The organism is Salinisphaera sp. LB1 (assembly GCF_003177035.1).
Classification (GTDB): Bacteria; Pseudomonadota; Gammaproteobacteria; order Nevskiales; family Salinisphaeraceae; genus Salinisphaera.
Map to the genome: position 1 here is coordinate 1,760,881 of NZ_CP029488.1, position 12,148 is coordinate 1,773,028.

The following is a 12,148-nucleotide window of genomic DNA, read 5'->3' on the forward strand; positions in this document are numbered from 1 at the left end:
ATCCACCACAGGCCCCAAAGCGGGTAGGGCCGCCCCGACGAAAGGGGCGGTGCGTTATAGTCATTGCCAGATTGTTCTTTCAGTGCGGAGAAACAGGCTTGCGCTCCGAAGTGCCTTGGCTACCTCGTGGCTGGCTCGACCCCGTACACGAGCGCGTTCGTGGCTGGATCATCGATACCGTGGCCACGCACGACAAGTTCGGCATCGACTACGATGCGCCGGTCGGTGACCGCGGGCTGTTCGGCCCGGATTCGGTGACGTGGAAGATTCATGCCGACTTCCCGGGCATGATGGCCGGCGGTATCGCCGCGCTCATGCTGCAGACGCTGCACCCCCGCGCGCTGGCCGGTGTGTGGGATCATTCGCGTTTTCGCGAGGACCCGCTCGGCCGGCTGCGCAACACCACGACCTTCGTGGCCGCGACCAGCTACGCGCCGACGGCCGACGCCGAACGCCTGATCGACATCGTGGATCGCATGCATGCCCGTGTGGTGGGCGAGACGCCGGAAGGCGAGCCCTACGACGCGCGCGATCCGGAATTGCTGACCTGGGTGCACTGCACCGAGATGGCGATGTTCATCGAAGGCTACAAGCGCTATCGCCGCGCCGATCTGCCGGCCGGTGCGGAGGACCGTTATTTCGACGAGACGCGCTGCATCGCCGAACGTCTCGGGGCGCGTAACGTACCGGCGTCGAAAACCGAAATGACCGACTATTTCGCGGCCGTCCAGCCCCAGCTGCGCTTCGATGAACGTTCGCGCGCCACATTGGCGGTGCTCGAGGCGATGGAGCTGCCGGTGCCGGTGGCCGGCGTATCGCGCCGGACCTTTCTCGGCGCGGGAGGCGCCTTGTTGCCGGAATGGGCGCGTGTCCACATGGGGCGGACACGGCGCGAGCGGGTGCTCGACCGGGCCGCGGCTGCCGCGCTCGGGCGGGTTGCGCCACTGATCCGGGCTGCCATGAGCGAAGGCGTGGCCATGCGTTCGGCGCGGCGCTGCGGCGCCGGTCGCGAGGCGCTCGTCTTCGACTAATCACCCATTGGAACAGGTGCTGCGCGTTCCCGGCGGTCAGTCGCCCGGCCGGCTCGGCATGGGCCGAATGAACGCTAGCGGCGCCGCGTCAGCGGACCACTGGCGCCTGTGTTGTCAAAGGGTTGCGTACCAATACGGATAGCCGGGTTGACATCCGGGCGTTACGGTCAGGATTGATCATTCGACCCGTCGAGCACGACACCATGAGCGATCACGATACCGATCTCGGCCTGATGGACGCCGGCCAGTTGTCCGAACTGTTTGCCTCCGGCGAGGCTTCCCCCCTGGAGGCCACCCGCGCTGCGCTCGATCGTATCGATCGCTTCAACGATGAGGTCAACGCCTATGTCTACGTCGACCGCGAAGGCGCGGAACAAGCTGCCGCCGAGTCGGCGCGGCGTTGGGGGCAGGGCACGCAACGCTCGGAAATCGACGGTGTGCCGGTTTCCCTCAAGGATCTGACCGAGGTCGCCGGCATGCCGGCTCGGGAAGGCTCGGCGACGACCAGTACGGCGCTGTGCGAGACCGATGCCCCGCCGGCTGCGCGCCTGCGCGAGGCCGGCGCCATATTGCTGGGCAAGACCAATACACCCGAGTTCGGCTGGAAGGCGGTGACCGACAATCGTGTGTTCGGCGCCACCTGCAATCCGTGGGACACGCGTCTCACGCCCGGCGGATCCTCCGGCGGGGCTGCTGCGGCTGCCGCGCTCAATATGGGGGTGCTGCATCAAGGCGGCGATTCCGGTGGTTCGATCCGTATCCCGGCGGCGTTCACCGGTGTGTTCGGCCTCAAGCCGAGCTTCGGCTGGGTTCCCCAGTGGCCGCCGTCGAAGATGGCCACCCTGTCACACATCGGCCCGATAACCCGGCATCCCCGCGACGCGGCCCGCATGCTCAACGTGATCGGCCGCTACGATTTTCGCGACCCCTATGCCAAGCGTGGCCAGCCCGATGATTGGGGCGAGGATCTGGAATGTGATCTGCGCGGTCTGCGTATCGCCTATTCGAAGGATCTGGGCTATGCCCAGGTCGACCCGCAGATCGCCGCGCGGGTCAAGGAAGCAGCCGAAAAACTGGAGGATCTCGGCGCCGAGATCGTCGAAGTTCACCCCGGGTTTTCCTCGCCGATCGAGGTGTTCCGCCGCCTCTGGTTCACCGCCTCGCTCGCGGTCTGGACGCAATGCGACGAAGCGACCAAGCAGTTGATGGATCCGGGCCTGGTCCGCAATGCCCGGAAGGCCGAGCGTTGGAGCGCGCTCGATCTGTTCCAAGCGTTCGACGAACGCGCCAAGCTCACCCAGCAGTTGGAACATTTCAACCAGGACTATCATCTGCTGATGACGCCGTCGGTGCCAATCGCGCCGTTCGAGATCAATCACGAAGTGCCGCCGGGCAGCGACATGACGGACTGGGAAGAATGGGCGCCATTCTCCTATCCATTCAACATCAGCCAGCAGCCGGCGGCGTCGGTCCCCTGTGGGTTCACGGATTCGGGGCTGCCCGTGGGCTTTCAGCTCGCCGGCGGCATGTTCGATGACGTTCGCGTACTGCGCGCGGCCAATGCCTACCTCGATGCGCATCCCGCGCGTTTGCCGCGGGTACCGGATCCGGCGCTTTACGGCTGATCTAACCGCGCGGCCGGGAGCGAAGAGACCGGCCGCGCGTCTGCAGTGATGATCAATGTCACCTTCCGTGGCGCATGGGACGCAAGGCCTCCGGCTCGCGCTTTTGTCCGGTTTCGGGATAATGGGCGCCTGATTGTCTGTTTCCGAGTCCCGCAACCATGTCTGAACTTGTGATTCGTCCCGCCGAACCTGCCGACGCCGAGCGTATTCTCGGCTTCATACGGGAACTGGCGATCTACGAAAAAGCCGAGCATGAAGTCGTGGCCACGGTCGACGCTATCCGCGAGCGTCTGTTCGGTGCGGGCGCCACCGTGCATGCCCTGATGGCCGAGGTCCAAGACGAGCCGGTTGGCTTCGCGGTGTATTTTCTCAACTTTTCGACCTGGCTCGGGCGCCACGGCATCTTTCTGGAAGATCTCTATATCACGCCTTCGGCACGCGGGCAGGGTCATGCCACCCGGCTATTGCGCCATCTCGCGCGCATGGCGGTTGAGCACGGCTATGGCCGCTTCGAGTGGAACGTGCTCGACTGGAACGCGCCGGCGATCGCTTTCTATGAGTCGATTGGCGCCACCCCGCAGAGCGAGTGGATCGGTTACCGGCTGGAAGGCGAGCGCTTGAAGGCGTTCGCCAGCGGCGCCTGACCGGTTGTCACCAGGCCCGGCCGATCATCGAGTCGCGGATCGCCGCCGTACTGCGTACGCAACAGAACTCGCCATCGAGGCTGGCCAGATGGACGCGCTGCACCGTGTCGGCATCGATCCGGGTGGGGTCGGCCGCCCGGCGTTGGAAGGTCGCGCTCGCATCCCCGGCCAGCACCACCTCGAAGCCGAGATTGCCCGCCATGCGAACGGTGGTCGAGACACAATGGTCGGTGGTCAGGCCGGCAACGACCAGGGATCGGCTGCCTAAATGCTCGAGTTCGGCTTCGAGGCCGGTGCCGATGAACGCACTGTTGACGCCCTTGCTGAGCCACAACTCGCCCGGCGCCGGGTCGAAACCGGCTTTGAACGCATGCCCCGGCCGGTTCGGGGCCAGCGCCGAGCCGGCTTCGGTTGAGCTGTGCTGGATATGTACTACCGGCGCGCCAGCGAGCAATGCGAGCGCGTTGTCTTCGGCCCGCGGATTGCTGCGCGGTCCCAGCCCGGGCGCGTCGAACGCCCGCTGAAAATCCACCAGCAGCAGTGCCGTCGCGTTATTTGGCATGAGCCTGGATCTGTTTTTCCCGGGCTGCCAGCCGTTGGCGGAACGCCGGGTCGAGCGAGGCCGGGTCGATGCGATACCCGCCGGAGAGCACCGGGATGAACTGGTGATGATCGCCGGCGCGGATCGGGCTGACGTATTCCCACACGATCTGCCCGGCCTTTGTGACTTCGAGCATTCGACCGCCGTCGGATTCAGTGATCAGCGTGTTGCCGTCGGCCAGGCGTTGGGCGGTGGAACGGATGCGGCTGTCCAGCGGCTGAGCCGCGCTACCGTCGTAGGACCACACGATCTTGTCGTTGCGCGGATTGAATTCGATCACGCGCGAGGGGTTGTGCGGCTTCATGTTACCGCGGTTGTCGAACATCAAGATATTGCCGTTGGCCAGCACGTGCGGGTCGTGTGGCGCCAGCCAGTTGCCGTGCATGGCCCAGACGATACGCTGGGCTTTCGGGTCCACCAGCGCCAGCAGATTGATCTGGCGGAACATGACGAGCACGTCGCCGGGTTTGCCGAAGCCGAGCGCTTTGATGTCGTTTGGGCCGAGCCAATCAACCGTATTCACGTGCAGCGGGTCGAAGTCGGCGAACCAGGGCTCGCCGCGACGCAGCGATATGCCGTAGGGCGAGCGTGCCAGCATGCGGGTGAGCGACAGCTTTGACAGCTGTTTGCCGTTCGGTGACAGGGTGACCAGGAAATCTTCAAGATAAGGCGTGGGCACGAAGCCATAGCCCGACAACGGTTGATCGGTGAAGTCGTGGGTCAGCGTGACGATACAGCCGTCGTTGGTGACATCCAGATCGTGATGCACGTGTGCCAGATAGCGCCAGACGATGTGTGAATCAGCGTCGAGCTCGACCAGGCCATAACCCCAGGGCGTATCGTTGCCCGAGATATAGATCGCCAGCAGATGGCCGTTGGGCAGCAGTTTGGCCCGGCGCATGTAGATCAGGTCGTCCTTCTGCGGATGCTGAACGGCGGCGTTTTTCGTCCATACCCTGGAAAACGGCATCTTCCATTCATGGACGACGCGGCCGTCGGCATCGATCAGGCGCGCGACGTTGCCGTCACCCGAGGTGAACAGCGTATAGCCCGGCTGCATCTTCGCGGCGTCGTGCACGGTGACGCCGCGGGCATTGGTGCGCGCACGACGCCATAGATCGGTGGCCAGCGGATTGACCGCGGTCTGCGACTGCGACCATTCGGCCATCCCGGCCTTGTAGGCATCGTGAAACAGCGGAAAGGGCCAGACTTGGGTCAGACTGACGGCGATGCCGGCCGCGAAAGCCAGAAACAGGACCGCTAGCACATACAACGCGTTCGCAAGATAGCTCAGTTTCATGATCGGCCGGGCGCAGCGTCATGAACCCGGATCATGACGCGAAAATGAGCCGAAGAGTCTAGGGCCTGTTGCCGTTTCACGCGACGCCGCGTTGCCGTGTGAAGCGGCAACAGGCCCTGGCAAGCCCCCGCGCCGTCACCGCGACCGTCCGTCGCGGCGGGCGACCCGGTCAGTCCGGCCGCGGCGGTTCCTCGACATGCGGCTCGGTTTCGGCGCCCGGCGTGAGCGTGGTGCCGATGGAAGCACACATCACCGCGCCGATCGCCAGCCATTGCCATAGATCCAGTTCCTGGCCGAGAAACAACAAGCCGGACAGGGCGCCAACCGCGGGCTCCAGGCTCATCAAGGTGCCGAACATGGCGGTGGGCAGCCGTGGCAGCGCGATCATCTCGAGCGTATAGGGTAGCGCGGTCGACAGAATCGCCACCCCGGCGCCCATCGCCAGTACGTGCGGCGTGAGCAGGGTCGCGCCGGCCTGCCAGATGCCGATCGGCGCGACCACGATCGCCGCGATGGTCACGCCGAGCACCGCGCTGTGCATGCCGTGAACCGCGCCGGCCTTCTGCCCGAACAGGATATACAGCGCCCAGCAGGCGCCGGCGCCGAGCGCGCAGGCGGCCCCGGGCCAGTTGACCGCGCCGGTGGTGTCGGAGCCCGGCCACAGCAGCACGGCGAGCCCGGCGATGGCCAGCATGACCCAGAGCAGATCGATTACCCGGCGCGAGGAGGCCACGGCCACGGTGAGCGGGCCGGTAAACTCGAAGGCCACGGCGATGCCGAGTGGAATCCGGTCCAGCGCCTGGTAAAACAGGAAGTTCATGGCGCCGAGCGCGACGCCGTAGACCGCGATCGCCTTCCAGGCCTCAGCGGAGATGGTCCTGCGCCACGGGCGCAGCACGGCCAGTAGCAGTAGCGACGCGATGATCAGGCGTACCGATGTGGTACCAGCCGCGCCGGCGACCGGGAACAGCATCTTCGCCAGCGAGGCGCCACTCTGGATCGCGCTCATGGCGATCAGAAGCAGGGCGACGGGCCAGCTCCGGGCAATGAGGGCACGATGATGGGCTTGCATGAGCGTTTCCACACCACGTCGTATCGCCGGCGCGCGCTGGCGCCGGAACCTCGATCCGGCTTGGCCGGTCGCGCATGATGGCGCAAAATAATGCGATGAGCAATATATTGCACAGCCCCGATGGGCGGCCCGATGTGCTCGTGCATGTCGCGACCAACGTGCGTCGCCTGCGCGCGGCGGCCGGTTTGAGCCAGGCGGCCCTTGCCGAAGCCGCCGGGGTGAGCCGGCGCATGCTGGTCAACATCGAAAAAGGTGACGTCAACGTCAGCCTCAATACCCTCGATCGGCTGGCGGAGGCGTTGGGCGTGGCGTTCTATGCGCTGGTGGCACCGCCGGAGACCCCCGACGCGGCCCGAATCGACGAGGTCGCCTGGGCGGGCGCGAGCACCGACAGCCAGGCCCGGCTGCTCGCCAGCAAGACGGCGCGCGAACAAGTGGAGCTGTGGTCCTGGTCGATGGCGCCCGGCGAGGTTTATGCCTCGGATGCCGATCCGGCGGGCTGGGCCAACATGATCGTGGTGCTGGCCGGCGAACTGACGGTCACGCTGGGCGACGATCGTTTCGTGATCGCGGCGGGGGATTTCCGGGTCTTTCCCAGCGATCGGCCGCATCGTTATGCCAACGAGGGCGATATGCTGTTGCGTTTCGTGCGCAACGTCGTCTATTGAGTCGGCGGGCCGACTGGCCGGCCCGGCTTGAAACTGTCTGGAGAGCATGCCCATGCGCGGGTTTCGCGACATTCCGTTCTTTTTCCTCTGGTTCGGCGCCGCCGTGTCGTTGTCGGAGATGCTCGCCGGCACGCTGCTCGCCCCGCTGGGGCTGGGCCGTGCGCTGGCCGCGATCGTGCTCGGCCATGTCATCGGCACTACGCTGCTGGTGGCCGCCGGGCTGATCGGCAGCCGCGAGAACCAAAGCGCGATGGGTACGGCGGGCGCGGCCTTCGGCTCGGCCGGGCGGCGCCTGTTCGCGGCCCTCAATGTGCTGCAACTGGTCGGCTGGACGGCAATCATGCTGGCCACCGGCGCGCGCCAGTTCGCGAGCCTGGCCGGGCACCTCGGGGCGGTCGGGCCGATCGATCTGTGGATCGGCGTGCTGGGACTGCTGGTCGCGGGCTGGGCGGCTTTCGCCCGGGCCGGTATCGGTCGGCTCAACACGCTGGCCGTGGTGTTGTTGATCGGGCTGCTACTGGCCGTGTTCGTGCGCCTGTTCTTCGTGGCCGGCGCCGCCCCGGCGCCGATGGCGACGCCGATGCGCTTCGGTGCGGCGCTGGAACTGGTGGTGGTCATGCCGTTGTCCTGGCTGCCGCTGGTGGCCGACTATAACCGCCACGCGACAAGCGGCGGCACCGCGGCCGTGTTCACCTGGCTGGGGTACGCGATCGGCAGCGCGTGGATGTATGCGATCGGCCTGCTCATGGCGCTGCATTTCGGCGGGCTGGATCTCGGCGCACTGGTATCGGGCGCCCCGGCGCTCGTGGCGGCCCTGGCGGTGATCGTGCTCTCGACCGTCACCACGACCTTCATGGACACTTATTCGGCGGGCGTGAGCCTGCGCCATGTCGCGCCCGTGGCCTCGCCGCGCGTAATGGCGCTCGCGATGACGGCGATCGGCACCGTGATCGCGTTGATGGCGCCGATCTCGGCCTACGAAGGATTTCTCTATACCATCGGCGCGCTGTTCTCCCCGCTGTATGCCGTGGTGCTGGCGCGCTATTTCGCGCTCGGCGAGCGCGTCGACGAGCCCGGCGTGCTGGCCTGGCCGGCCTTGGGTGTATGGGCTGTCGGGGTAGCGAGCTACTACGGTTTTCTGGCGCTGGATACGCCGATCGGCGCGACCTTGCCTTCGTTCGCGGTCACGGCGCTGCTCTACGTGCTCAGCCGCCGCGCCCGAGCCATTGCGCACGCGGTCTGATGCGTGTCGGCGGCGCGGTCCGCGGCGGGCTGTTGTCGCGCCTGGGCGGTGCGCGGGTATGCCGGCCGAGCGGCCGGCCGATGAAAGCCGCGCGCCAATACACGTCACCGTACAGGCGTTAGGCTGGGCATCAGTCCCTGCGTTGATGTGGCGTGACCATGAAACAAAGCGAATTGATCGACGCGCTGTTGGCCGAGCATGGTCGTACCTTCGCCGCCGAACTGGGCGCGCCGATTGCGAAGAACACACCGTCGCCGCTGTTTCGGCTGCTGTGTCTGGCACTGTTGACCAGCGCGCCGGTGCAGGCTGACATTGCAATGCGTGCGGCACAGGCGATGGCCGCGGCCGGCTGGACCACGCCGGACAAGCTGGCGGCCAGCACGTGGCGCCAGCGCGTTGACGTATTCAACGGCGCCGGCTATGCCCGAGTGGATGAGAAGACCGCGACCCAGATCATGGATTTCAACGATCACCTGCGCGAGGCCTATGGCGGCGATCTGCGCCGGCTGCGTGCAGAGGCCGACGGCGATATCGATGCTGCCAAGCGTGCATTGAAGCGCTTCAAGGGCATCGGCGATACCGGCGCGGCGATCTTTTTGCGTGAGGTGCAGGCGGTCTGGGGCGAGTTCTATCCGTTCGCCGACAAGGCGAGCCTGACCACCGCCGACAGGCTCGGTCTGCCGGCCGACGCGGCGAAGCTCGCGCGGCTGATCGGGCGGGATGATTTCCCGCGGCTGGTCGCCGCCCTGGTTCGGGTTAAACTCACCAGCGACATCGATCGCTTTCAGGATTGAAAAGCCATGTTCGATTACTCGCTGGCCCACTGGCTGACGTTCTTCGGCGCGGCGTTCGCGCTCGAGATCGCGCCGGGGCCGGACCTGCTGTTCATTGCCGCCCAGACCGGGCGTCACGGGCGTGGCCATGGCTTTGCGGCCATGTTCGGGGTATGGACGGGCGCGCTCGTGCATGTTGTTGCCACGGTGCTCGGCTTGGCCGCGATCCTCGCGCGCTCGGCGATGGCGTTCTCGATCATCAAGTATGTCGGCGCAGCCTATCTGGTCTGGCTGGGGCTCCAGTCGCTGGTCTCGTCCGGGCGTGGCGCCGACGCCGCCGACACGCCCGCGGCGCTGGCCGCGCCCAGCCGCTGGGCCGCCTATCGACAGGGGATTCTGGTCGATCTGCTCAATCCCAAGGTCGCGTTGTTCTTCCTGGCCTTCATCCCGCAGTTCGTGGTCGAGGGCGCCGGACCGGTGACGGCACAGCTGGCCTTGCACGGGCTGTTGCTGTTCGTGGTGGCGGGCGTCATAGAACCAGCCCTGATCGTGGTCGGTGATCGGCTGATTCGATTCCTCAAAGGGCGGCGTCGTCTGGCTGCCTGGGCCGAGCGCGGCGTGGGCGTGATTTTCATCGGGCTCGGCGCGCGCCTGGCCGCCGCGCATCGCTGAGGCGGGCGCCATGAGCGAACATGAACACGCCGGCCGCTGCGCCTGTGGCGCCGTACGTTTCCGCCTGGTCGGCCAGCCGACCGACGTCATCGCCTGCCACTGCCAGACCTGCCGGCGCTGGTCGGGCTATTACTGGGCAGCGACCCATGTGCCGCGCGACGCATTGATCATCGATGCCGAGGCCGAGCTCGCCTGGTGGGCCTCATCGGAATTCGCCGAACGCGGTTTCTGCAGCCACTGCGGGTCGAGCCTGTTCTATCGGCGGCACGACGCCGATCGTGTGTCGGTGGCGCCAGGCGCGCTCGACGCGCCGACGCATCTCGCCACCACGGCGCATATCTGTGTCGCCGAGGCCGGCGATTATTATGCGATCGATCCGAACACGCCGCGGTTTCCCGGTCCGGACACGGGCTCGTGATCCACAGGGGCGGCTGTGCCTGTGGCGGCGTGCGTTTTGTGGTGTACGGCGATCTGGCGCCGGTCGGCGCCTGCCATTGTGAAAGCTGTCGGCGCTGGTCGGGCTATTACTGGGCCGCAATGGAAATCCCGCGCCGGCGATTCAAACTGACCGTGGCGGGCGCATTGGTCTGGTGGCGATCCTCAGCAGCGGCGGCGCGTGGCTTTTGCAGCCGTTGCGGCTCGAGTCTGTTGTTCGACGAGACGAACAGCCCGTGGATTGAAATCAGCCCCGGCGCCTTCGACGAACCCACCGGCGAGACAACCACGGCCCATATCTTCTGTGCCGAAGCGGGTGACTATTATCGGTTGGACGATGGCGCGCCGCGTTATCCGGGGTTTGAACCGCGGGGCTGAAGGGCCCCGGACATTCGTGGCGCGCAGGCGCCGGGGGCTTCCACGGGGCCGGTTGCCGGGCCGAGCGCTATAAACGATGGGCTACGAGGGCCACGCCACGGAAGTTGGGCGAAAGGTCGAGCATGAGTCCACCCATGGCACGAAGGCACGGGGTTAAGTCTTGCCTTGCGCATATAAAACGAGAGCCCGTGGCGGTGGATCGGTGCCAGGATCGAATCATCGTCGTGCGCGCCCTTGGGGATGATAATGGACACATTTTGTCGTGTTCGTTTTTAACTATTCGAGAAAAAAGCAGTTCGGTCGAAAAAACAAAGTGCGGTGACGAGTCGTATCAGGGAATACGGCGAATTGCCGCAACGCCGCATGGCGCGGACTCGGCCGAAACGGCGACAGGCCCTGATATTCGGCTTACCGTTCGCCGCGAACTTGTCGTTCAGCCCCAGATGACGCGTGCCGCCACAAATGCAAGATACACGGTGACGATGATCATGCCGTGGGTTCGCGACAGCCCATTCCCGACCCATGTCAGAGCAGAAACGAATGCGGTGAATCCGAGCAGCCACCATATTTCCGTCAGGGCCACGGGCTTGTGTGCCATACCGAAGACCAGGGCAGGAACACCGACACCGATGACCATATTGATGGTGTTGCTGTTGACGGTTTCGCTGACCACGGCGGTTCCCTGGTTACGCAGCGCCAGCCGGATCGAGGTGTAGGCGTTCGGAAATCCGGTCAGCGCCGCCAGTAGTAGGGCGCCGATCAGCCCATGCGGCACGTTCCAGGCATCCCCAATGGCAATGGCAGTGTGTACTGTGCCCATGCTACCGGCGACAACCAATACAAGGCCGCAGACGATACCGACAAGGCTGCGCCAACCCGGCCGTTGCTGTTTCCCGTGGCTGACATCCTTGTGATGATGCGTGTGCACATCGTCGAGAAACGCCGCGATCATGCGGCGGATCTCTCTGGGTAGCGGCGAGCGCTTAACCACGCTGCCGGGCAGCGATACCGCCAGTACGTAGACCGAAAAAGTCGCGGCCAGCGCCGCCATGCCGGCGACTGGAGTGAGCACATGCAGCATCATCAAGGCGACGAAACCGGTCTCCAGCAGAGATACGGCGGCGTTAAACGCCAAGACGTTGCGCTGCATGGTGATGTTTCCGGCCAGGATGGCACTGAACCCCATGAGCGCGGCGAGGTTGAACAGGTTCGAGCCGAGCACAACCCCGACTCCGACTTCATGGTCGCCGCCGGACAAAGCAGTAATTGCGGACGTAATCTCCGGCGAGTCGGCCGCAAGCGCCGTAATGAGGCCAAGCAGGCCAGGCAGCAGCGCAAGACCGGTGCCCAAGCGATGCAATCCACGCGAAAGCCAGGCGCTGCCAAACGCGATCCCGGCGAAGTAGATCGGTAAGAGTATGTAGGAGGTTGTCAGAACGCCATTTGCGCTGTCGTTTTATCGTAAAAAAACATATTCCAGTGGGTGGGGCAAGCAGACGTGCATCAGCATGAAGCGCTGAACCCGGACTACAGATATTCGCTTTGTTGTCCGGGCTGCACATTCGCAAGGCGTGGCGGGCAACGGTCGCGCGAGGTAGATTAAAGCAGGCCAGGGCGGCGCAAGCACATGGAATCCGGTTGTGTACCTTGCGCGGCACAAGATCTTCTAACCCCGCGCTCGGCTCGTTGCGTCGTTGAGTGCTTGG

General features: G+C 65.3%; 13 protein-coding genes. 9 read left to right on the top strand and 4 right to left on the bottom strand.

Annotation, left to right across the window (positions count from 1 at the left end; translation table 11 throughout):
• The first annotated feature begins 110 nt into the window (after window positions 1-110).
• The 3 genes from SALB1_RS07940 (at window position 111) to SALB1_RS07950 (ending at window position 3,300) form a co-directional block, all read left to right on the top strand.
• Entirely contained in the window at window positions 111-1,031 is a 921-nt protein-coding gene (locus tag SALB1_RS07940) for an oxygenase MpaB family protein (RefSeq protein WP_370453251.1), read from the top strand.
• 203 nt (window positions 1,032-1,234) lie between these two features.
• Window positions 1,235-2,656 (top strand): amidase, encoded by a 1,422-nt coding sequence (locus SALB1_RS07945; RefSeq protein ID WP_109993375.1) that lies wholly within the window; start codon window positions 1,235-1,237, stop codon window positions 2,654-2,656.
• Between the two features lie 158 nt (window positions 2,657-2,814).
• The gene (locus SALB1_RS07950; protein ID WP_109993376.1) at window positions 2,815-3,300 is read left to right on the top strand and encodes a GNAT family N-acetyltransferase; all 486 of its coding nucleotides are present in this window, start codon (window positions 2,815-2,817) and stop codon (window positions 3,298-3,300) included.
• A gap of 7 nt (window positions 3,301-3,307) precedes the next feature.
• Here the strand turns inward: SALB1_RS07950 and SALB1_RS07955 are convergent, their stop codons facing one another.
• From SALB1_RS07955 to SALB1_RS07965, 3 genes are all read right to left on the bottom strand, one after another.
• Window positions 3,308-3,862 (bottom strand): cysteine hydrolase family protein, encoded by a 555-nt coding sequence (locus SALB1_RS07955; RefSeq protein ID WP_109993377.1) that lies wholly within the window; start codon window positions 3,860-3,862, stop codon window positions 3,308-3,310.
• A complete protein-coding gene (locus SALB1_RS07960) occupies window positions 3,852-5,201 on the bottom strand; it encodes an arylsulfotransferase family protein (RefSeq protein WP_109993378.1) in 1,350 nt (449 codons plus the stop codon). The genes SALB1_RS07955 and SALB1_RS07960 overlap by 11 nt, the downstream gene beginning before the upstream one ends.
• Before the next feature lie 169 nt (window positions 5,202-5,370).
• Window positions 5,371-6,273: an EamA family transporter gene (locus tag SALB1_RS07965; protein ID WP_109993379.1), complete on the bottom strand. Its 903-nt coding sequence runs from the start codon at window positions 6,271-6,273 to the stop codon at window positions 5,371-5,373.
• A gap of 95 nt (window positions 6,274-6,368) precedes the next feature.
• Between SALB1_RS07965 and SALB1_RS07970 the strand changes: the two genes are divergently transcribed.
• From SALB1_RS07970 to SALB1_RS19020, 6 genes are all read left to right on the top strand, one after another.
• Window positions 6,369-6,941, top strand: coding sequence for a helix-turn-helix domain-containing protein (locus SALB1_RS07970; protein WP_109995338.1), 573 nt, complete (start codon window positions 6,369-6,371; stop codon window positions 6,939-6,941).
• Between the two features lie 52 nt (window positions 6,942-6,993).
• Window positions 6,994-8,184: a putative hydroxymethylpyrimidine transporter CytX gene (cytX, locus tag SALB1_RS07975; RefSeq protein WP_158590676.1), complete on the top strand. Its 1,191-nt coding sequence runs from the start codon at window positions 6,994-6,996 to the stop codon at window positions 8,182-8,184.
• A 158-nt stretch (window positions 8,185-8,342) separates the two neighbouring features.
• Complete coding sequence (locus SALB1_RS07980) at window positions 8,343-8,978, top strand: hypothetical protein (RefSeq protein ID WP_109993381.1); 636 nt, start codon at window positions 8,343-8,345, stop codon at window positions 8,976-8,978.
• A gap of 6 nt (window positions 8,979-8,984) precedes the next feature.
• Window positions 8,985-9,629, top strand: coding sequence for a LysE family translocator (locus tag SALB1_RS07985; RefSeq protein ID WP_109993382.1), 645 nt, complete (start codon window positions 8,985-8,987; stop codon window positions 9,627-9,629).
• Between the two features lie 10 nt (window positions 9,630-9,639).
• The gene (locus SALB1_RS07990) at window positions 9,640-10,047 is read left to right on the top strand and encodes a GFA family protein (protein WP_109993383.1); all 408 of its coding nucleotides are present in this window, start codon (window positions 9,640-9,642) and stop codon (window positions 10,045-10,047) included.
• Complete coding sequence (locus tag SALB1_RS19020) at window positions 10,044-10,442, top strand: GFA family protein (protein ID WP_158590677.1); 399 nt, start codon at window positions 10,044-10,046, stop codon at window positions 10,440-10,442. The genes SALB1_RS07990 and SALB1_RS19020 overlap by 4 nt, the downstream gene beginning before the upstream one ends.
• Before the next feature lie 433 nt (window positions 10,443-10,875).
• On the opposite strand, the gene SALB1_RS08000 is transcribed toward SALB1_RS19020, so the two are convergent.
• Window positions 10,876-11,877, bottom strand: coding sequence for a sodium:calcium antiporter (locus SALB1_RS08000; RefSeq protein ID WP_370453252.1), 1,002 nt, complete (start codon window positions 11,875-11,877; stop codon window positions 10,876-10,878).
• Window positions 11,878-12,148: the final 271 nt, after the last annotated feature.

What these genes read in the sequence shown, in the direction of transcription:
- SALB1_RS07945 (WP_109993375.1), top strand. Translation starts at nt 1,235, where the DNA reads ATGAGCGATCACGATACCGATCTCGGCCTGATGGACGCCGGCCAGTTG.
- SALB1_RS07950 (WP_109993376.1), top strand. Translation starts at nt 2,815, where the DNA reads ATGTCTGAACTTGTGATTCGTCCCGCCGAACCTGCCGACGCCGAGCGT.
- SALB1_RS07955 (WP_109993377.1), bottom strand. Translation starts at nt 3,862, where the DNA reads ATGCCAAATAACGCGACGGCACTGCTGCTGGTGGATTTTCAGCGGGCG.
- SALB1_RS07960 (WP_109993378.1), bottom strand. Translation starts at nt 5,201, where the DNA reads ATGAAACTGAGCTATCTTGCGAACGCGTTGTATGTGCTAGCGGTCCTG.
- SALB1_RS07965 (WP_109993379.1), bottom strand. Translation starts at nt 6,273, where the DNA reads ATGCAAGCCCATCATCGTGCCCTCATTGCCCGGAGCTGGCCCGTCGCC.
- SALB1_RS07970 (WP_109995338.1), top strand. Translation starts at nt 6,369, where the DNA reads ATGAGCAATATATTGCACAGCCCCGATGGGCGGCCCGATGTGCTCGTG.
- cytX (WP_158590676.1), top strand. Translation starts at nt 6,994, where the DNA reads ATGCGCGGGTTTCGCGACATTCCGTTCTTTTTCCTCTGGTTCGGCGCC.
- SALB1_RS07980 (WP_109993381.1), top strand. Translation starts at nt 8,343, where the DNA reads ATGAAACAAAGCGAATTGATCGACGCGCTGTTGGCCGAGCATGGTCGT.
- SALB1_RS07985 (WP_109993382.1), top strand. Translation starts at nt 8,985, where the DNA reads ATGTTCGATTACTCGCTGGCCCACTGGCTGACGTTCTTCGGCGCGGCG.
- SALB1_RS07990 (WP_109993383.1), top strand. Translation starts at nt 9,640, where the DNA reads ATGAGCGAACATGAACACGCCGGCCGCTGCGCCTGTGGCGCCGTACGT.